The organism is Phyllobacterium sp. 22552, assembly GCF_052044585.1.
Taxonomy (GTDB): domain Bacteria; phylum Pseudomonadota; class Alphaproteobacteria; order Rhizobiales; family Rhizobiaceae; genus Phyllobacterium; species Phyllobacterium ifriqiyense.
In genome coordinates this window covers 22,274-40,061 of record NZ_JBQENG010000006.1, presented here as the reverse complement: position 1 = coordinate 40,061, position 17,788 = coordinate 22,274, and the positions used below count along the sequence as shown (strand labels likewise).

Genomic DNA, 17,788 nt, shown 5'->3' with positions numbered 1-17,788 from the left:
CAGTGCCGCAAGCGCAAGAAATTTTGAAGATACCATTCACCTGCCTGATGCTGATCAATGCCAGCATCGCCATGGGTAAGTTAAACTGTGCTTTTTCGCAAGGAATGAAGCATTTCCGGATCGCAAATCACACAGTAATGGGATTACGCTTCAGAAACTCCAGCACCGCCTCTTTAAAGACCTTGTCGCCTACTGCCAGCATATGGTCACGGTTCGGAATATCGATTGCTTCACCTTGGGGCATCAGCTCTGCAAGCTTTTGCGCGCTGCCGCCAATGTCATCCTTGGTGCCGACAGCTACAAGCGTTGGCTGCTTGATGCGCGCCATGTTTTCTGCGCTAATCTCTTCCTTGGAGGTGATAACGCACGCAGCCAGCGCGATCTTATCGCTCTTGGTCTTGTCGGCAAACATCCTGAACATTTTGCCGCGTGGATGAGTAATTGCATCAGGGTCGTCTGCCAGAAGAGCCTCGGCTATCGGCGACCAGTCCCCGGCACCTTCGACCATGCCAATACCAAGGCCGCCAAACACCAGATCATGCACGCGATCCGGATGCTTAAGGGCAAGAAAAGCACTAATGCGTGCACCCATGGAGTACCCCATGACATGAGCCGACTTTATACCGAGATGATCGAGCAGCGCCGCAGCATCCCCAGCCATGCGGGTTGGTGTGTAAACTGACTTGTCATGTGGCTTATCGGAATTGCCGTGACCACGATTGTCGATAGCAATTGTCCGGTATCCCGATGCGGTCAAAGTGGAAATCCAGCCCGGCTGAATCCAATTGTATAATGACGATGATGCAAAGCCGTGAATAAGCAGGATCGGTTCGCCCTCGCCTTCATCAATATAGGCAAGTTTTAAGCCGTCATTTTCAAAGAATTGCATTTTTCCGTCCGTTATTTGGCTGCAATTGCGGGATGCCGCACCTTATCGCCAACTCTTAAACCGAGACGCTGCACGGTTCCAGCCTTTACCTCAACAACAAATTTCACCGGACCGCCGGACGAAATCACATCACGCGAAAACGGCACGGCGTTCTGATGGATTGCAGTAATGCGCCCGCCATGATCGAGAAACAGCATATCCAAGGCCGACGGCGTATTTTCCATCCACATGGAGATCAGCCTGGCCTGGTCAAAAACAAACAGCATCGCGCTATTGTCTTTAAGGTCCGTGCGGAACATCAATCCGCGCTGACGTTCCTCCTCATTATCGGCGATTTCGACCGTGAAAGGCACATCGCCCTTGGCCGTATTAATGGTCAGCGCAACAGGATCGATGGGCAAATGCATGGGCATCTGCTGTGCCAGCACCGGAAAAGCGGAAATCAAGCAGAATATGACGGCGGCCAGAGATAATCTCAGACGATTCATCAACTGATCTTCAGTGGGAGACCGGCATCTGCGTGCCGATATCAGGATGAATTTCCGAAGCCATAAGACCTTTTTCGCCATTGCCGAAACGAATAAGGACGACCTGTCCGGGCCGCAGTTCAGTGAGACCGAAATGACGCAGCGTTTCCATGTGAACGAAAATGTCTTCCGTACCCTCGCCCCGCGTTAGAAACCCGAAGCCTTTCGTGCGATTGAACCACTTGACGAGAACCCGTTCAAGCCCGCTCGAAGGCGTTACCGTGACATGGGTACGCACTGGCGGTAACTCGGTCGGATGCACCGCAGTCGAATTGTCCATCGACTTTACGCGGAAGCACTGCATACCACGCTCGCCCTGCTTGACCTCGCAAACAACGCGCGCACCCTCCAGCGCGGTCTGGAAGCCATCGCGGCGCAGGCAGGTTACATGGAGCAGAATGTCGGGAAGATCAGAATTGTCGGGAACTATGAAACCATATCCCTTGGCAACGTCAAACCATTTTATCGAGCCTGAAATCTCGACAAGATCAAGACTGTCGCTTGCGCCTTGGTCGTTATGAGAGATCTGGGTCGATACTGTTCTGTCTGACATGAAGCGATCCCCTCCTCTCCATAAACTAAACACTGATTCTCTTGTTGAAGAATAACACCGGTCCGATAGCGGAGAGCAAGCATCATCTTGATGTTTTCTTTCAAACTATAACCAAAACCCGTGTTTATCCTCAATCAGTCTCGTCAAATTAGCTCACAGATTTGTTTGCGTAAGCAATTAGTGTTATCGATATTGCCAGTCACTTGCCCTTGCTGGCGAGCAGACGTTGCTATTTCAATCCCATGAAAAGAATTCAAAGGCAAAAGATGCGTTATCTTCACACTATGGTTCGCGTTCGCGACATCGATGAATCGCTGGATTTTTACTGCAACAAGTTCGGCTTGAAAGAAGTTCGCCGCACGGAAAACGAAAAAGGCCGGTTTACATTGATCTTCCTGGCCGCGTCGGAAGATGAAACCCGTTCTGCCGCTGAACGTGCTCCCGAGCTTGAATTGACCTATAATTGGGATCCTGAAGAATATACGGGCGGACGCAATTTCGGTCACCTCGCCTATGTCGTGGATGACATTTATAAAACTTGTCAGGATTTGTCAGACAAAGGCGTGGTGATCAACCGGCCTCCCCGCGATGGCAATATGGCGTTCATTCGCTCGCCCGATGGCATCTCGATTGAGCTTATCCAAAAAGGGCCTGCACTGGCGCCACAGGAACCATGGCTATCCATGCCAAACACCGGCTCCTGGTAATCTGCACTACTACACAATACATCGCCTGCCCGGTCGTTCGGGGCAGGCGAAAACCGCAACCCGGCTAAATTCAATCCCCGGCATCTTCCAAGCCTTGACGTCTCCTGTTATCAGAAATGGTCAATGTGGAGGAACGCTATGAAGGATGTGCTTATCGAGCTTGAGCGTCGCAGGACCCTTGCGCGCGAAGGTGGCGGAAAGGCCCGTATCGAAGCGCAACACAAGCGCGGCAAACTCACAGCGCGTGAACGTATCGATATTTTCCTCGATGAAGGCTCTTTTGAAGAGTTTGACACATTCGTCGAACACCGCTCCACTGATTTTGGTATGCAGGACACCAAATTTGCTGGCGATGGTGTTGTTACCGGCTGGGGTACTATCAATGGCCGGACCGTCTTTGTCTTCGCCAAGGATTTCACCGTTTTCGGCGGCTCACTCTCTGAAGCCCACGCGGAAAAAGTTCAAAAGATCCAGGATATGGCATTGCGCAATCGCGCGCCGGTCATCGGGCTTTACGATGCGGGCGGTGCACGCATTCAAGAAGGCGTTGCCGCGCTGGGCGGTTATGCGGAAATTTTCCAGCGCAATGTACTGGCCTCCGGCGTCATTCCGCAAATCTCGGTGATTATGGGTCCCTGCGCGGGCGGCGATGTTTATTCGCCAGCCATGACCGATTTCATCTTCATGGTCCGCGACACTTCATACATGTTCGTCACAGGGCCGGACGTTGTGAAAACCGTCACCAATGAAACTGTGACGTCAGAACAGCTTGGCGGAGCATCAATCCACACGACCAAATCATCTATCGCCGATGGCGCTTATGACAATGACGTGGCGGCACTGCTTCAGATGCGCCGTCTGATCGATTTTCTCCCGGCTTCGAACACTGCCGAACTGCCTCAAATCGAATGCTATCAGCCAACAGACGAAATGGATTACTCATTGGATCGTCTGGTGCCCGATAACGCGAACAAGCCCTATGACATCAAGGAACTGGTTCGCAAAACTGTCGATGAGGCCGACTTCTTTGAAATTCAGGAAAGTTTTGCCAAAAACATCGTGATCGGCTTCGGCCGTATCGAAGGTCGCACCGTCGGCATAGTCGGCAATCAACCAATGGTTCTGGCCGGCGTTCTCGATAGTGATGCGTCGCGCAAAGCCGCGAGGTTCGTCCGGTTCTGCGACTGTTTCAACATTCCGATCGTAACCTTTGTCGATGTACCGGGCTTTCTTCCGGGCACCGCGCAGGAATATGGCGGGCTTATAAAGCATGGCGCCAAACTGCTTTTTGCCTATGCGGAAGCAACGGTTCCTAAAATCACGCTCATTACCCGCAAGGCCTATGGCGGCGCCTATGATGTGATGGCCTCCAAACATCTGCGCGGCGACCTCAATTACGCCTGGCCATCCGCCCAGATTGCCGTCATGGGCGCAAAAGGCGCTGTCGAGATCATTTACCGGAAAGACATTGGTGATGCCGAGAAAATCGCCGAGCACACCAAGCGTTACGAGGATCGCTTCCTGTCACCGTTCGTCGCTGCCGAGCGCGGCTATGTTGACGAGGTGATTATGCCCCATTCCACTCGTAAGCGGATTTCACGGGCATTGCGCATGCTGCGCAATAAGGATCTCGAAAATCCCTGGAAGAAGCACGATAATATTCCGCTCTAATAATACCGAGCAGAGCCACACAATAAAAAGGCTCCCATGGGGAGCCTTCGATGCCGTGTATGAAACTTAAAAATTACCTGCGGAAGCTGAACCCGCCGCTTGAGTCACGTAAAATCTGGGAAATTGTACGCTTGTCACATGGCTCGCTTAGTTTCGCCGCAGCTTTTACCAGCGCAGGCTTAACTTTGGCCACTTGTGCAATCTTAAGTGCATTTGTTCCAATTGTTGACGATGTATCTTTATTTATTGTTATCATTCTTTGATACCTCCATTAAAAATACTCTCAGCGAGAGTAATCCTCTACCGGCATACAGTTTATATTCCGTTGCATAGTGAACTTCTAGAGAAACTAAACCGATTTAACAAATCACTATTTGTATCCAATTTTGACTTGTATTTGAATAAACCGATCCCGAGGTAAAAGGTTCCGCTAAGCCCAGAAAAACGCCTGCGACGTCGGCATCCGCGCTTTCGCCTGCTATCGGTGGTGGACCTGACCCGAAAAATGTCAAAAAATGACGCTTAACTGGCTTCTACATCATGAGGAAAGCGAGACCGCGCATGACACAACCACAAGAGATCGTTCAGGCTTCGAAACAATTTCAAGATTGGTTGGCTGCGCTCAAAGCGAAATCCATGTTTTCGACCCACAATCAGAGCTTTGCGAGCATGCGCGGCGTTATGCATGGTTTGCGCCGCCACATGGACACGGACCAGATACTGACATTTGCGGACGCGCTGCCGCCTTTGCCGCGCGGTCTATTTCTAGAAGGATGGCGGCCCGCTCTTGCGCTTCCTTTGCAGTCGGAAGCGCAACTTGCCAAAGAAGTCTATGATAATCTCACGGCGCATCACAGCCCGCCCGAGACCATTGTTAGCGATGTGCTCGCCACTATCGCCCAGCATCTCGATCCGCATAATGCCAAGATGGCAGGTGAGCAGTTGCCAACTGCTCTAAAGCCGATCTGGTCAAAACATCGACAAGATCTCTAGCTGCTTTTTACGCCAACCTTGTTTTGGATGTCTTCGGCGGTTTCTTTGACGAAGAAGGTAAGTCCTTCCGTGATTGTCACGATATGAGTCCCCGTTCCATAGGGATTGAACGAAACAACATGGTCGAAATTCAGCGTGATGTGATCGCCATTAACGTCTGTGAGTTTGATCCACATGGCCATACCTCCCTGTATACGACCAAGGAAGCAGGATTCTCTCAATGAAGCAATAATTTACCAGAGATTCCTTCCGTCAATGTGATCTACCCTTAACGACGCAATATCAAAATCATCGAAGAGCCGGACATTCACGCTGACGCGCGGATTCTCAAAATCCGGTTTGAAATCCACCCAGTTGGGTACTTCCGAAAAAGTACCGCAGCCGCAAACATTGCAATGATGATGCTTGTTCATGCCGTTGCGGGAATAAATGGCATCGGCTTCCGGCTTCACCGAAATTGTCACTTGGTCGGGTGTGTAATAAGCCCAGAGCGCACCCCGCTTGGTGCAGAAAGTGCAATTGCACACCGTGACCGACTCCGGCGCTTCGCTGATTTCGAGCTTGATTGCACCGCAGTGACAACTGGCAAAAATGGCCATGATTTCCTCCCGTTTGAACATGTCTCCTGGAATCGATATAGCACATCCACTGACAACCTCATGTCAGCAGGCTTTGTGCTAATTCGTTCTTATCGCGAGTGATTTTGCCCTAAACCACTTGCCCTGACACCCAGCCGGAAGACCATGCCCATTGGAAATTATATCCACCCAGCCAACCGGTTACATCGATAACCTCACCTATGAAATAAAGACCTTTCGCTGACTTTGCTTCCATAGTTTTTTGGTCCAGGCCATCCGTATCGACACCGCCAAGTGTCACTTCGGCAGTCCGGTAGCCCTCCGAACCTGCAGGTTTCACCTGCCATTCATTCACCGCTTTTTCGACCGCCAGCAATTGCTTATCGGTCAGGTCAGCCAGATGCCGGTCAATGCCGCTATTTTCCGCAATCAACTGCGCCAGACGCTTCGGCAGAAGCTCACTTAGGGCTGTTTGCAATGCCTGTCGGCCATTGCGGACTCGCGCTGCGCGCAAAGCATCAAACACTTTCACACCGGGCAACATGGCGACGCTGATCGTATCGCCTTCCCGCCAATAAGAAGAAATCTGCAATATGGATGGACCGCTCAATCCGCGATGGGTGAAGAGCATTGCCTCTGCAAATTTTGTCTTGCCGTGGCTTACCACTGCATCGACCGAAATACCCGATAGCGGTTTCAACGGAGCAAGTGTGTTTTCGTCAAAGGTAAGCGGAACCAGTGCAGGACGTGTGTCTGTAATATTCATGCCGAACTGGCGGGCGATATCATAGCCGAAGCCGGTTGCACCCATTTTCGGAATGGATTTCCCACCGCACGCGACGACCAGTGACGTGCATCTCACCTTGTCTCCGGCCAGATCAACCAGATACCCATTATCTTCCCTTACTATGGAATCGATCGTAGTGCGCAACCGTAACTCGACCCCGGCCTGCCTCATTTCTGTTACCAGCATATCGATGATCTGCTTGGCTGAACCATCGCAGAAAAGCTGACCGAGGGTCTTTTCGTGCCAGGCAATACCGTATCTGTTTACCAGAGCGAGGAAATCGCGCTGCGTATAGCGGCGCAAAGCCGAGATACAGAAATGCGGGTTTTTGCTGATGTAGTTTTGCGGCGCCGCGTTAATATTGGTGAAGTTGCAGCGGCCGCCACCGGATATGCGTATTTTGTCGCCTGGTGTTGCGGCATGATCGATGATCAGCACGGAACGTCCACGCTTGCCCGCCTCAATAGCGCACATCATGCCAGCCGCGCCTGCGCCTATGATGAGAACGTCAACTTGTTTTATCATGGCGCAGGCAATAATTGTTCAGTTCGACCAGCCAGCCAATAGGCCAGCAGCCCTGCCCATTCGCGCGCAGCAATCGCCATATTCTGCAATGAATCCTGTGGGTTGTCTTCTGCAAGTCCAATGGTTTCGGCACCAGATGCGCGATAATCCGCTGGCCATGGCACCACGTCAAACCCCGCTTTGCGAAACAGGCCGATCGACCGCGGCATATGGAATGCCGAGGTGATGAGCAACCAGGTTTCGCCCGGCTTCGCGTCTACTATCTGCTTTGTGAATAGTGCATTTTCGTAAGTGTTGCGCGACTTGCTTTCGAGAATGAGGCACTCTGGTGCTACGCCAAGAGCTGTCAGCAGGCGCGGCGCGGTCACGCCATCGGCTTCGCCATCCAAAAGCAATGTGCCTGTTCCACCCGTAACGACAACCTTCGCTTCCGGATGTTTGCGCGCCAAAATGGCAGCCTCGACAAAGCGGTCGCCACTGGCATTGAGTTCATAGCCGCCGCGCACCAGATTTACACCGCCTTCAAAGCCGCCGCCAAGAACGATTATGCCATCCACCTTTGCCGGAAGTGCGTCTGGGCGTTGGAAACGATCCTCCAACGGATTGATCATTAAAGCACCAAGCGTCGTCCACGCGCCAAGTCCCAGAACAAGAAATGCGATAGCAGCCGTTGCCATTGCCAGACGCCGCCAGCGCCAGATGAGCAGCAGGAAAGTCAATCCCATGAAAATGATAGCGAAGTTCAGCGGTTGGGCGAAAAACCAGAAGACCTTTGAAAGCACGAAAAACACTATTTGAGCTCCGCCAGCATCTGCACTTTGTCAATTTCACGTTCAAGACTTGTAGACCATTCCGGTCCTTGTTCGACAATATTGAAGCCTTCGCGCTGATAGAGTCTGATTGCGCCGATATTGCGGGCATGCGTGCTGATGCGCGCCTTCAAGTACCCCGCATGTCGAATTGCCGCCATCATTTCACGCAGCAGCGACGATCCGACCCCTTGCCCCTGCACGGCCGGGTCCACCCAAAGATCGGAAATATAGTCGTTATTTTCTTCCCGAGCGCCCCAGCCAAGCACCCTCTGCTCCAATTGAGCCACCAGTACCGTATTGTAAGAGCTTCGTGCGAATTCCCTGAAAGCCTTTTCGACATGCATGCGCATGCCGGGCAGTTCCGGTTCAAACGAAAAGATATTTGATGCCCAAGCGCTGGAGCCGACAGCAGCGATTGCTGTTATGTCAGCTTCTGTGGCGCGCCTGATTACCACCATTTCGGCGCGTTGAACTTGCCTGCCGCCTGTTCAATCACATAAGCGGTCTGAAACAGAGTTTCTTCGTCGAATGGACGGCCGATCAGCTGGAGACCCAGCGGCAGTCCGCGGCTGTCCAGCCCGGCAGGAACGGCGATACCCGGCAAGCCCGCCATGTTCACGGTCACGGTAAAAATATCATTGAGATACATTTTCACCGGGTCGGAATTCATTTCCTGATCAGCGATGCCGAAAGCAGCAGAAGGCGTAGCTGGCGTAAGGATAGCATCGACACCTGCATGGAAGGCGTCTTCGAAATCCTTCTTGATCAGCGTGCGCACCTTCTGAGCCTGCAAATAATAGGCATCGTAATAGCCAGCCGAAAGCACATAGGTGCCAATCATGATACGGCGCTTCACCTCTTCGCCAAATCCCTTGGCGCGGGTGTTTTCGTACATGTCGACAATGTCCTTGCCGGGAACGCGCAGGCCATAGCGAACGCCGTCATAGCGCGCCAGATTTGACGATGCCTCGGCAGGCGCAACGATATAATAGGCCGGCAGTGCATATTTCGTATGCGGCAGCGAAATATCGACAATGGTTGCCCCTGCATCCTTCAGCCAGCTAATGCCCTGCTGCCAAAGCTTTTCAATCTCTTCCGGCATGCCGTCAACGCGGTATTCCTTGGGAATGCCGATCTTTATGCCCGCAAGCGGCTTGCCGATAACCGCCTCATAGTCAGGCACCGCGATATCGACCGAGGTTGTATCCTTGGCATCGACGGAAGCCATGGACCTCAACAGGATCGCGGCATCGCGCACATCGCGTGCAATCGGCCCCGCCTGATCCAGCGACGATGCAAACGCGACAATGCCCCATCGCGAGCAACGGCCATAGGTAGGCTTGATTCCGACCGTGCCGGTAAAAGCCGCAGGCTGGCGAATTGAACCGCCCGTATCGGTTGCGGTCGCTCCTGCGCAAAGCCGTGCGGCGACAGCTGCTGCAGAGCCGCCCGATGATCCACCCGGAACGAGATCAACATTGGAGCCTTTTGCGCGCCAAGGGTTTTTCACTGGCCCGTAATAGGAACTCTCATTGGAAGAGCCCATTGCGAACTCGTCCATGTTGAGCTTGCCGAGCATCACCGCACCGTCAGCCCATAAATTTGCTGTTACAGTGGATTCGTAATGCGGCTTGAACCCATCCAGAATATGCGATGCGGCCTGCGTATGGACACCTTCCGTACCGAATAGATCCTTGATGCCAAGTGGAATGCCTTCCAGCGCGCCGCCATTGCCAGCCGCCAGCCGTGCATCGGATGCCTTCGCCATTTCCAGCGCCTTCTCAGGCGTGGTGACGATATAGGCGTTCAGCGCCTCATTTGCGTTCTCGATTGCCTGAAGATAGGCGCCAGTAAGTTCCGTGGCGGTAATCGCCTTGGCTTTCAGCTGGTCGCGCGCCTCGGCAATGGTGAGAGCGGTCAGATCGGTCATCTTAAAGTCCTTATTGAGCAACTGCTAAAGCGAGCCGCTTTTCGTAAAATGCACTATATTCGGAATCCGGATAGTCAAGCAGCACACCGCAGCGGGTAAATCCGGAGCGTTCATAAAGTCGCCAGGCCGGTTCAAAGCCCGGTGTAGTGCCCGTCTCCAGAACGAGGCGATTCATGCCCTTTTCATTGGCCAGCGCCGTAATTGCATCGAGCAAAGCAGAACCAATGCGCTGTCCGCGCACGGTGGGCCGGGTGAACATGCGTTTCACCTCACCAATTCCATCATCATGTTCTTTGAGTGCGCCGCAGCCGATAGCGTTGCCTGTTTCATCGCGAGCTACAAAAACAGTCGTGTCTTCATCTGCCATCTGCTCGACAGTCATTTTGAACTGGAATTCCAGCGGTGAAAGCGGCGAAAGGTGATCATTGAGATCGCTTACCAGCGAGCGCACATCGTCCTGCAAGGGTGTTTCTATCGCAATGGAAACAGCCATGGTTCAATTACTCCACGACTTTTGGCACAACAAAGAAATTTTCTTCGGTTGTCGGGGCATTGGCGACGATATCTGCAACCTTGTCGCCATCGGTGACAACGTCCTGGCGCTTCTTCATCGCCATGGGGGTTACCGACGTCATCGGCTCCACGCCTTCGACATTCACTTCGTTCAACTGTTCCACGAAACCAAGGATCGCATTCAATTGGCCGGTCATCCGGGAAACATCATCCTCGGTGACCGCGATGCGGGCAAGATTCGCAACGCGTTTTACAGTGGCAGTATCGACGGACATAGGGATTCCTGAATTCAGATTTTGATGTTGAAGCTATAGTGTCCGTTACGCCCAAGCGCAACGGACAACGCTAAGGATGACCGGCAAAAAAGTCGGTAAAGGTACCAAAATTGCTGTTTCATTAGCGTGGCATCTGTGGGTACACAAGAATACCCTCGTCCATAAGCTTGGGCTGTGGCTCAATCGGAGCAGCTTGAACAGCAAGCCTATCATTGACAACAATTGAACCATCCTGTCGCTGGCTTACGATCCACTGCCTTCCTCCGTTAGGCAGACGTTTGCCAAGAGCCTTCGCCAGCCTAGCAAACGCAGCTATTCTATTCAATTGCGGCTCACGTTCCGATGCCTCGGTCAAACGACCAAGCACGCCGTCAAAATCGGACATTTCCCACGTTGTGGTACTATCGAATTTTGGAGCTTCCCTCTGTGCTGCCCGCGCCGCGAAAATCACCTCTCCAGTAAGGGTTAACTCTGCACCGTTGATGTGCGCAACCCCTTTTGAAATATTGAATCTGGGTGACGATTTCCAATCGTGAGATGGTCGATTCTCACCATCCCCCCACGTAACATCAGTAGCTAACTTGGTTATCAAAGTTTCGAGATCAATTCCTCCGACCTCCATTGCCAGTTCGATATCCGTTGGTAGAAAGGCTAAACTTTCGGCAGAAAAAGCAGGCGTCGGATAATCCAAGCCTTGTAGCCGGATGTCATAGTCAAACTGACTATTATTACTAAACCCGTCCGAAGCCACCCTATGAAAGACGCTCTTTGTAGCGAAATTACCGAAAGGTGTTTCTAGAACAACGTCACTATACTGTCCCGTGAAAGACAGTTTGTCCCAAAACGGCAGAGCTGCCTTGAGTTTGCTCCCCCACTCAAATTGATCCGTTTTTTTGAGAGAGTTTTCAACGGCGTGGGTAGAGAAAAAGGCTAATAACTCGAAGATTTCACGGTTGCGAATATTTTTCCCTATAACATCTGCTCTTGCTGAACCACTTCGGAGGATCGTTTTTGCAACCACCGCTGTTCGTGGGTTCGATTCTGGAGAAGCGGGTTTCTGCCCCATCGAATTTCCAACGCCCTTTTGACGCTTTTTTATAGAAAGATTCTCTAAAGAACCGAAGGTCTGAAGAAGATCAAAATCCATTCCGCCCGATTTCACTGGACGTACAGATAGTTCTCCTTTGGCTGATTTTGCGCGTAAACGACCAAAATAATTCGAATCGTCATGACCGATACTGAGGTAGTCAACGTCAAATGAGATCGTCCGGAACATGCGTAGATCTGGATCAAATAGACCGGTCCAATTCTCGTCTCCGGTGTGTAAATTTATTTTTTGATTTCCGACAATGCCGCCAGGATCAATATAAGCCGTCGGAATTTGATCGGACGAAACACTCCAGGTTCCATCCGCCATAGGCCTTACAAGCATATCAAATTTGGTAAAGTACCCTTTCAGCAATCCTTGCTTCGGAAATAGTTTGAGTATTTCATTTAAGCTCAGCGTTACCCGGTAATTATCGGTTTCCGGCAGCACCTTGATAACTTTCTCATCAAGCTTTTGTTGGCCAAGCCACTCTGCCACGCCATTCAAAATTTCGCTTGCGCCCCCGCCATCAATGGTCTGAGCCGTGGCAGGCATGATCGCTAGTGCCGAAGCGGAAATCAGCAACAGTCTACGCAAGGACATCTCCAAACTTAACGAGCCAATTTCCTCATAGCATCAAACGTTGTTTACTCCGAGAAAAGTTACTGCGCTGCGTCTGGCGCAACTTCCTGCTGCTCGCTATCCAGCGGGGCATCTTCAGTGTCCAAGGCATCGTCATCCGATGCAGCGGCACCGTCGTCTGTCGCAGTTGTATCATCATCGGGAGCAATCCCGAAGATGGAACTGTCAAACAGCGGCTTTCCGGCTGCATCGGGACCTTTGACGGCATTGCCGTTAACCTGGATCGATCCATCGCTTTTCTGGTCGACAATCCACTGAATGCGGCCATCGGGCAGCTCATTGCCAAAGTCTTTGGCCAGTTTGACGAAGACGATGTAATTCTTGATCTCAGGCTCTTCTTCTGATGCCTTGTTCAGCCGGTCGACCAGCTTGTCAAACCCTGCCATTTCCCAAGTTGTCCGGCTCTGCGGCTTTAGCGTGGCAAATGTGACCTCGCCTTCGACGGTAAGTTCAGCATCTACGGTTCTCACAAGGCTTTTCGAGATCGTGACCTTTGGCGGATTGAGCATGAAGGCGGTGCCCATTTCCTCGGCAAACGCATCCGAAATCGGCTTCTCCTTGTTCAGATCCATCTCCTTGATCCCGCCACGCACCACCGTATCGAGATCAAGCCCTGCGGCGCCGAAAGAAAGCTCCACATCGGTTGGAAGGAAAGGAATGGTCCAGTCAGGAATTGGCAGAGGCGGATACTGAAGTCCATTTGTGCGCACTGCGTAATTATAGGCGCCGCTTTTGCTGATGCCGTCGAAGTTCACCTCCTGAGAAATGTTCTTCGTTACGAATGGGCCGATCGGGGTGTCGACGCTCATATCCGAGAACCGATATGAGCCAGCCAATTTTTCCCAAAGCGGCAAAGCGGCAAGCAATTTTGTTTTCAACTCGGCTTGTTCAGCGTCGCTAAGTTTCGTCTTTTCTTCCGGTGTTTTTGCAAAGTCGTCGGAATGGGCAACGAAAAACGCCCAAAGATCCAGAATCTCAACATTCCTCACACCGCTGCCTTTTGCGTCGACACCAAGGTTGGCAGCACTGATACCCACCTTCATAAACTCTTCCGGTGTTGTCGGGACGGCTGGTTTGGCTTCACCATCCGTCACTGTCTCTTCAACTGCCGGGTCAGATTTGAATGAAATCGTTTCCTTGAAGTTCTCGGCTGTCTGGACTTGAGTGAAGTCCACTCCTCCCGACGCGCCAGCAGATGCAGCCATTTCAGCCTTTGCCTTGCCGGCAGTGGCTTCCATTTCCTGCGTCGACGATGACGAACTCATTTTAAAGCCGTCATACGTGGAAGTAGCCTTGGAGAAAGTGCCGATTTTCGGATCAAAGACGCCGCGAAGATCCATATTGTCGATAGACCACTTGAAGCTTTCCTTACCGGTTGGCGCATTTATCTCGACAGAACCGTTCACGGTGGTTTTCGACGAAACGTCCCACGAGCCGTCAGCCAGCGGCTTGGTCAAAAAGCTATATTCGCCGAAGTCACCTTTGAAGAGGTCCTGCTTTGGCAAAATCTCCAACAGCTTGGCTGTGCTGAAGGTGATTTTGTAGCTGTCTCCTTCCGGCTTGACACTCAGAACCTTCTTCTCAAGAGCGGTTTTGCCAAAATATTTCGACAAGGTAGCTGACAGTTCTTTTGCCCCATTGGCATCGACCGTTTGCGCACTGGCAGGTGTTAGCGCCAGCAGAGAACAGGAAATCAGCAGCAATTTACGCAAGATATTCTCCAAAGCTCGGTTATCTGACGATAGGGTCAACAACCCTAGCGATCATCTTTTGCAACGGCTCTAACAAACTCAAATCAAACAGTAAAATGCTTATTTGGTTCGGCGACGATTACTTCGCTCGTGCCACCTTCCATTCCGGCAACAAACTTGTCGGCCGTCTGATCTATTATTGGAAAGGAAGCATAGTGACAGGGTATGACCTTGCCAAACTTGAAGTAGCGCCGCGAAGCAAGCGCTGCTACCGCACCGCCCATGGTGAAGCGGTCTCCAATCGGCACAATACCGATGTCCGGCTGGTGCAGCTCATTGATCAAGGCCATGTCAGAAAAGATATCCGTATCGCCCATATGATAGAGCGTGGGTTCATCGTCAAAATGCAGCACCACGCCATTTGCATTGCCGAGTGAATGCGAAACGCCATCCTCGGTCATTTGCGCAGATGAGTGCAGCGCATTGACGTAAGTCACTGTAAATCCGTCATAAGAAACGGTTCCGCCTGTATTTGTCTGATCGACGCGCGCCACGCCTTTCGAGCCGAGCCATGTCACAAGATCAGCATTGCCAGTCACCAGCGCACCTGTATCCTTGGATATATCAACAGTATCGCCCACATGGTCGCCATGGCCATGTGTGAGGATAATGTGATTGGCGCCCTTGGTTGCATCCTTGAAGTCCACGCCCTTGGCGCCGGGATTCCCATTCAGAAACGGATCAATGAGGATGATGTTCTTCGCAGTTTCGATACGGAAACCGGATTGTCCCAGCCAGGTAATTTTCATTGTTCAGAATCCTTCATCATTTAGGTCGGGCCTCGCCAGAGGCGTCTAATAGCGTTATGTGAACAGATTAAACCGATCAGACAACCGCAGGAAGCAAACAGTTTGACAATTTTGGCGATTGAGCAGTTGGAAGAGCATGTTGCGGACGGTAAGACTGTTGCTGGTCTTGATCTTGGCACAAAGACGATTGGTATCGCCATATCAGATCGTGGCTTTTCCTTTGCCAACCCGCGTCCGGTTCTCAGGCGCAGCAAGTTCACCCATGATGCGCAAGACCTGCTGAAGGCGCTCGCCGCAGACAATGTCGGGGCAATTATCATCGGACTGCCGGTTAATATGGATGGTAGCGAAGGACCGCGTGTCCAGGCCACCCGCGCCTTTGTCCGCAATATGGAGAAACTTACCGATCTGCCATTTGTCTATTGGGATGAGCGTCTATCCACTGTTGCAGCGGAACGCGCTCTCATCGGCATGGATGTTTCAAGGCAAAAACGGGCGGAGCGGATTGATTCCGCTGCCGCCGCCTTCATTCTGCAAGGCGCATTGGACCGCCTGCAAGGCCTGCGTCAGGAGGCTGATGCAGTCGGCAATTCTTCGGAATAACGCGCACGCTCTGCGCGCCATGCCTTGACCCATGCGATAATCTTGCGGCGACGCCGGAAGGCGATCAGCAATAGAACCAATCCTGTGTCGAAAACACATGCTCTGGCGACCAGCGGAGGAATGCTCTCAGGCGCTATTCCGAGGATGTTGCCGTAGATCATGAAGACCTGATCATGCAACTCACGGCTGAAAAAATGCATGCCCATGTTGAGATCGTAATAAGACAGAAAATACCATCCCCACAAGAAAACCAGCGGTCCGCCCCAGAAAATCAGGAAATTGCGCATTCAATGCTCCTCGAAGGGCTTGCATGGTTCATTGGCTAACCCTCGGTTTTTATGAAGGCTTTTCGACTCAGAGTGATATCTGTTAAGACGTTAGCCGCAACGTAAACCGTTTGTTAAGGTTAATTTAAGAAAATTTAATTCAAATTGAAGGAATTAGCGAGGGCCCTATCCGAGCCTTCGGCAAATTTTTTCAGCTATTTTAGGAAAATTTGACTCAAATGCCACGCAAGCGGTGGCAAGATGGCCGCCGGTCGGCATCTCTGCTACTCGAATCAGCCTGCAGATGGATAGAGTGAATTAACAATATTGGCGGCGTTATGCCGGGCGTCCAGCATGCCGTAAGTCGTGCGCCATTGGCCACCAAGGCGCGTTTCAATAAAGGCGTCTGCAATATCTTCGGACTGAAGATAGCGCAATTCCGCTCCTGCCGCAGCCAATGCCAATTGCTCAGTCAGGATGCGTGCCGCACCTTCATCATTTTCAGCAACGCGCATGGCGGCGCGGAGCACTTCCACCGTCCCCTGCCCACCACGGCCAAGCTGAGAGCCGATCCAGTTCAGCACTTCGTCGAAAAGTTGCGGTCCGCGCTTCAATACGCGAAGCACATCCAGCGCCATGACATTGCCGGAGCCTTCCCAAATCGCATTGACCGGCGCTTCACGATAAAACCGCGCCAGATTGCCTTCTTCGATGTAACCATTTCCGCCAAGGCATTCCATTGCCTCATAGAGCATTGCCGGGGCAATTTTGGCCACCCAATATTTAACGACAGGGGTCATGACGCGCGCGAATGCCGCCTCGCCGCGATCTCTGGCTGCATTATCAAATGCCCGTGCCAGACGCAGTGTCAGTGCTGTTGCGGCAGCAGAATCCAGCGCCATGTCCGCCAGAACGCGCAGCATTAAAGGCTTGTCTATCAGCGGACCGCCAAAAACGACACGGTGTCTGGCGTGATGCACTGCCTCGGCCAGGCCCGCCCTCATCAAACCAGCTGAAGCAATGGAGCAATCGAGCCGTGTCAACGTCACCATATCGATGATGGTTTTAACGCCATCACCAGGATTGCCGACCATCTGGCCAAGCGCATTCTCAAATTCCACCTCCGATGAGGCATTCGAGCGATTGCCGAGCTTGTCTTTCAACCGCTGGAATCGAAAGCCATTGGACGAGCCATCAGGCAGTATGCGCGGCACCAGAAAGCACGACAGACCTTCGCGGGCTTGCGCCAATACCAAAAATGCATCTGACATTGGCGCGGACATGAACCATTTATGCCCGGTCAGACGATAAAAGCCGCTGCCAGCGGGCTCCGCCTTGGTTGTATTCGTATTGACGTCTGTTCCGCCCTGCTTTTCCGTCATGCCCATGCCGAGCGTCAGGCCTGTTTTCTTCGCGGGCGATTTATTGCTGGAATCATATTTGCGCGGCAGGATCAGCGGCGACCATTCGCGGTAGAGATGAGGCGCCGCCATGAGCGCTGCCAGTGAAGCGCTTGTCATCGTCAATGGGCAAAGATGCCCGCATTCCAGTTGCGACGTCAAATAGAATCGGCTTGCGCGCGACTGATGCCGCAAACCGGATTCCGCCTTGCCATCTTCCCAGATCGAAGAATGCAGTCCTTGCCCGACAGACCGCCGCATGAGCGCATGGTATGCTGGATGATACTCAACCACATCAGACCGAAAGCCCTGGCGATCATGGGTGCGCAGACGAGGTGCTTCCGTATTGGCGAGCCTTGCCAGATCCAACGCATCCGCCGACAGCACAAAACGACCGCTCTGTTCCAGCTCGTCACGTACGCTTTTCGGGAACCGCTTGGTGATCTGCATCAGCAATGGATCACCCAGATAAGCGTTTTGCCCGGTCATTGGTGGTGTCTGGTTAAGAACGTCGTGGGTTTTCAAGAAAC

Annotated in this window: 20 protein-coding genes; 4 read left to right on the top strand and 16 right to left on the bottom strand. The window is 52.2% G+C overall.

All coding sequences use genetic code 11. The annotated features are described in order from the left end of the window. Positions 1-127: 127 nt before the first annotated feature. From ACTJI9_RS14840 to ACTJI9_RS14830, 3 genes are read right to left on the bottom strand one after another with little or no spacing between them, the layout of a single operon-like run. Entirely contained in the window at positions 128-889 is a 762-nt protein-coding gene (locus ACTJI9_RS14840) for an alpha/beta fold hydrolase (protein WP_435530128.1), read from the bottom strand. An 11-nt stretch (positions 890-900) separates the two neighbouring features. Then, positions 901-1,377: a DUF192 domain-containing protein gene (locus ACTJI9_RS14835; protein WP_307284762.1), complete on the bottom strand. Its 477-nt coding sequence runs from the start codon at positions 1,375-1,377 to the stop codon at positions 901-903. Positions 1,378-1,387: 10 nt separating this feature from the next. Beyond that, complete coding sequence (locus ACTJI9_RS14830) at positions 1,388-1,969, bottom strand: cold-shock protein (protein WP_115053174.1); 582 nt, start codon at positions 1,967-1,969, stop codon at positions 1,388-1,390. A 266-nt stretch (positions 1,970-2,235) separates the two neighbouring features. Between ACTJI9_RS14830 and gloA the strand changes: the two genes are divergently transcribed. The 3 genes from gloA to ACTJI9_RS14815 all read left to right on the top strand — a co-directional run bounded on the left by gloA (position 2,236) and on the right by ACTJI9_RS14815 (position 5,340). Further along, on the top strand, positions 2,236-2,676 hold the full coding sequence (gene gloA / locus ACTJI9_RS14825; RefSeq protein WP_115053175.1) for a lactoylglutathione lyase: 441 nt from the start codon (positions 2,236-2,238) through the stop codon (positions 2,674-2,676). A gap of 138 nt (positions 2,677-2,814) precedes the next feature. Next, positions 2,815-4,347: an acyl-CoA carboxylase subunit beta gene (locus ACTJI9_RS14820; RefSeq protein WP_440808967.1), complete on the top strand. Its 1,533-nt coding sequence runs from the start codon at positions 2,815-2,817 to the stop codon at positions 4,345-4,347. A 561-nt stretch (positions 4,348-4,908) separates the two neighbouring features. Next, on the top strand, positions 4,909-5,340 hold the full coding sequence (locus ACTJI9_RS14815; protein WP_307284748.1) for a DUF2267 domain-containing protein: 432 nt from the start codon (positions 4,909-4,911) through the stop codon (positions 5,338-5,340). On the opposite strand, the gene ACTJI9_RS14810 is transcribed toward ACTJI9_RS14815, so the two are convergent. The 11 genes from ACTJI9_RS14810 to ACTJI9_RS14760 all read right to left on the bottom strand — a co-directional run bounded on the left by ACTJI9_RS14810 (position 5,337) and on the right by ACTJI9_RS14760 (position 14,989). Beyond that, positions 5,337-5,516, bottom strand: coding sequence for a flagellar FlbD family protein (locus ACTJI9_RS14810; RefSeq protein WP_115053179.1), 180 nt, complete (start codon positions 5,514-5,516; stop codon positions 5,337-5,339). The two genes, ACTJI9_RS14815 and ACTJI9_RS14810, sit on opposite strands and share 4 nt — an antisense overlap. Positions 5,517-5,573: 57 nt before the next feature. Next, positions 5,574-5,939 (bottom strand): GFA family protein, encoded by a 366-nt coding sequence (locus tag ACTJI9_RS14805; protein ID WP_336440177.1) that lies wholly within the window; start codon positions 5,937-5,939, stop codon positions 5,574-5,576. A gap of 109 nt (positions 5,940-6,048) precedes the next feature. After that, on the bottom strand, positions 6,049-7,227 hold the full coding sequence (locus tag ACTJI9_RS14800; protein WP_440809348.1) for an NAD(P)/FAD-dependent oxidoreductase: 1,179 nt from the start codon (positions 7,225-7,227) through the stop codon (positions 6,049-6,051). Beyond that, on the bottom strand, positions 7,227-8,021 hold the full coding sequence (locus ACTJI9_RS14795) for a YdcF family protein (protein WP_440808963.1): 795 nt from the start codon (positions 8,019-8,021) through the stop codon (positions 7,227-7,229). The genes ACTJI9_RS14800 and ACTJI9_RS14795 overlap by 1 nt, the downstream gene beginning before the upstream one ends. After that, positions 8,021-8,500, bottom strand: coding sequence for an N-acetyltransferase family protein (locus tag ACTJI9_RS14790; RefSeq protein WP_440808962.1), 480 nt, complete (start codon positions 8,498-8,500; stop codon positions 8,021-8,023). The genes ACTJI9_RS14795 and ACTJI9_RS14790 overlap by 1 nt, the downstream gene beginning before the upstream one ends. Further along, on the bottom strand, positions 8,491-9,972 hold the full coding sequence (gatA, locus tag ACTJI9_RS14785) for an Asp-tRNA(Asn)/Glu-tRNA(Gln) amidotransferase subunit GatA (protein ID WP_115053183.1): 1,482 nt from the start codon (positions 9,970-9,972) through the stop codon (positions 8,491-8,493). Before gatA ends, ACTJI9_RS14790 begins: the two co-directional genes overlap by 10 nt. A gap of 10 nt (positions 9,973-9,982) precedes the next feature. Next, complete coding sequence (locus tag ACTJI9_RS14780) at positions 9,983-10,465, bottom strand: GNAT family N-acetyltransferase (RefSeq protein ID WP_440808959.1); 483 nt, start codon at positions 10,463-10,465, stop codon at positions 9,983-9,985. A gap of 7 nt (positions 10,466-10,472) precedes the next feature. Beyond that, complete coding sequence (gene gatC / locus ACTJI9_RS14775) at positions 10,473-10,760, bottom strand: Asp-tRNA(Asn)/Glu-tRNA(Gln) amidotransferase subunit GatC (RefSeq protein ID WP_115053185.1); 288 nt, start codon at positions 10,758-10,760, stop codon at positions 10,473-10,475. A 121-nt stretch (positions 10,761-10,881) separates the two neighbouring features. Next, positions 10,882-12,444: a hypothetical protein gene (locus ACTJI9_RS14770; RefSeq protein WP_440808956.1), complete on the bottom strand. Its 1,563-nt coding sequence runs from the start codon at positions 12,442-12,444 to the stop codon at positions 10,882-10,884. Positions 12,445-12,509: 65 nt separating this feature from the next. Further along, positions 12,510-14,201: a hypothetical protein gene (locus ACTJI9_RS14765; protein ID WP_440808953.1), complete on the bottom strand. Its 1,692-nt coding sequence runs from the start codon at positions 14,199-14,201 to the stop codon at positions 12,510-12,512. An 83-nt stretch (positions 14,202-14,284) separates the two neighbouring features. Beyond that, positions 14,285-14,989 (bottom strand): metal-dependent hydrolase, encoded by a 705-nt coding sequence (locus tag ACTJI9_RS14760; protein ID WP_440808950.1) that lies wholly within the window; start codon positions 14,987-14,989, stop codon positions 14,285-14,287. A 102-nt stretch (positions 14,990-15,091) separates the two neighbouring features. Here ACTJI9_RS14760 and ruvX point away from each other — a divergent pair, with 102 nt between their 5' ends. Further along, positions 15,092-15,592, top strand: coding sequence for a Holliday junction resolvase RuvX (ruvX, locus tag ACTJI9_RS14755; RefSeq protein ID WP_115053188.1), 501 nt, complete (start codon positions 15,092-15,094; stop codon positions 15,590-15,592). On the opposite strand, the gene ACTJI9_RS14750 is transcribed toward ruvX, so the two are convergent. Together ACTJI9_RS14750 and ACTJI9_RS14745 are read right to left on the bottom strand one after the other, a co-directional pair. Further along, positions 15,556-15,879 carry a DUF6105 family protein gene (locus tag ACTJI9_RS14750; RefSeq protein ID WP_115053189.1) on the bottom strand — a complete coding sequence of 108 codons (324 nt, stop codon included), beginning with the start codon at positions 15,877-15,879 and terminating at the stop codon, positions 15,556-15,558. The genes ruvX and ACTJI9_RS14750 overlap by 37 nt on opposite strands. 272 nt (positions 15,880-16,151) lie before the next feature. Next, positions 16,152-17,783 carry an acyl-CoA dehydrogenase family protein gene (locus tag ACTJI9_RS14745; protein ID WP_307284726.1) on the bottom strand — a complete coding sequence of 544 codons (1,632 nt, stop codon included), beginning with the start codon at positions 17,781-17,783 and terminating at the stop codon, positions 16,152-16,154. Between the last annotated feature and the right edge of the window lie 5 nt (positions 17,784-17,788).

What these genes read in the sequence shown, in the direction of transcription:
- ACTJI9_RS14840 (WP_435530128.1), bottom strand. Translation starts at nt 889, where the DNA reads ATGCAATTCTTTGAAAATGACGGCTTAAAACTTGCCTATATTGATGAA.
- ACTJI9_RS14835 (WP_307284762.1), bottom strand. Translation starts at nt 1,377, where the DNA reads ATGAATCGTCTGAGATTATCTCTGGCCGCCGTCATATTCTGCTTGATT.
- ACTJI9_RS14830 (WP_115053174.1), bottom strand. Translation starts at nt 1,969, where the DNA reads ATGTCAGACAGAACAGTATCGACCCAGATCTCTCATAACGACCAAGGC.
- gloA (WP_115053175.1), top strand. Translation starts at nt 2,236, where the DNA reads ATGCGTTATCTTCACACTATGGTTCGCGTTCGCGACATCGATGAATCG.
- ACTJI9_RS14820 (WP_440808967.1), top strand. Translation starts at nt 2,815, where the DNA reads ATGAAGGATGTGCTTATCGAGCTTGAGCGTCGCAGGACCCTTGCGCGC.
- ACTJI9_RS14815 (WP_307284748.1), top strand. Translation starts at nt 4,909, where the DNA reads ATGACACAACCACAAGAGATCGTTCAGGCTTCGAAACAATTTCAAGAT.
- ACTJI9_RS14810 (WP_115053179.1), bottom strand. Translation starts at nt 5,516, where the DNA reads ATGTGGATCAAACTCACAGACGTTAATGGCGATCACATCACGCTGAAT.
- ACTJI9_RS14805 (WP_336440177.1), bottom strand. Translation starts at nt 5,939, where the DNA reads ATGGCCATTTTTGCCAGTTGTCACTGCGGTGCAATCAAGCTCGAAATC.
- ACTJI9_RS14790 (WP_440808962.1), bottom strand. Translation starts at nt 8,500, where the DNA reads ATGGTGGTAATCAGGCGCGCCACAGAAGCTGACATAACAGCAATCGCT.
- gatA (WP_115053183.1), bottom strand. Translation starts at nt 9,972, where the DNA reads ATGACCGATCTGACCGCTCTCACCATTGCCGAGGCGCGCGACCAGCTG.
- ACTJI9_RS14780 (WP_440808959.1), bottom strand. Translation starts at nt 10,465, where the DNA reads ATGGCTGTTTCCATTGCGATAGAAACACCCTTGCAGGACGATGTGCGC.
- gatC (WP_115053185.1), bottom strand. Translation starts at nt 10,760, where the DNA reads ATGTCCGTCGATACTGCCACTGTAAAACGCGTTGCGAATCTTGCCCGC.
- ACTJI9_RS14760 (WP_440808950.1), bottom strand. Translation starts at nt 14,989, where the DNA reads ATGAAAATTACCTGGCTGGGACAATCCGGTTTCCGTATCGAAACTGCG.
- ACTJI9_RS14750 (WP_115053189.1), bottom strand. Translation starts at nt 15,879, where the DNA reads ATGCGCAATTTCCTGATTTTCTGGGGCGGACCGCTGGTTTTCTTGTGG.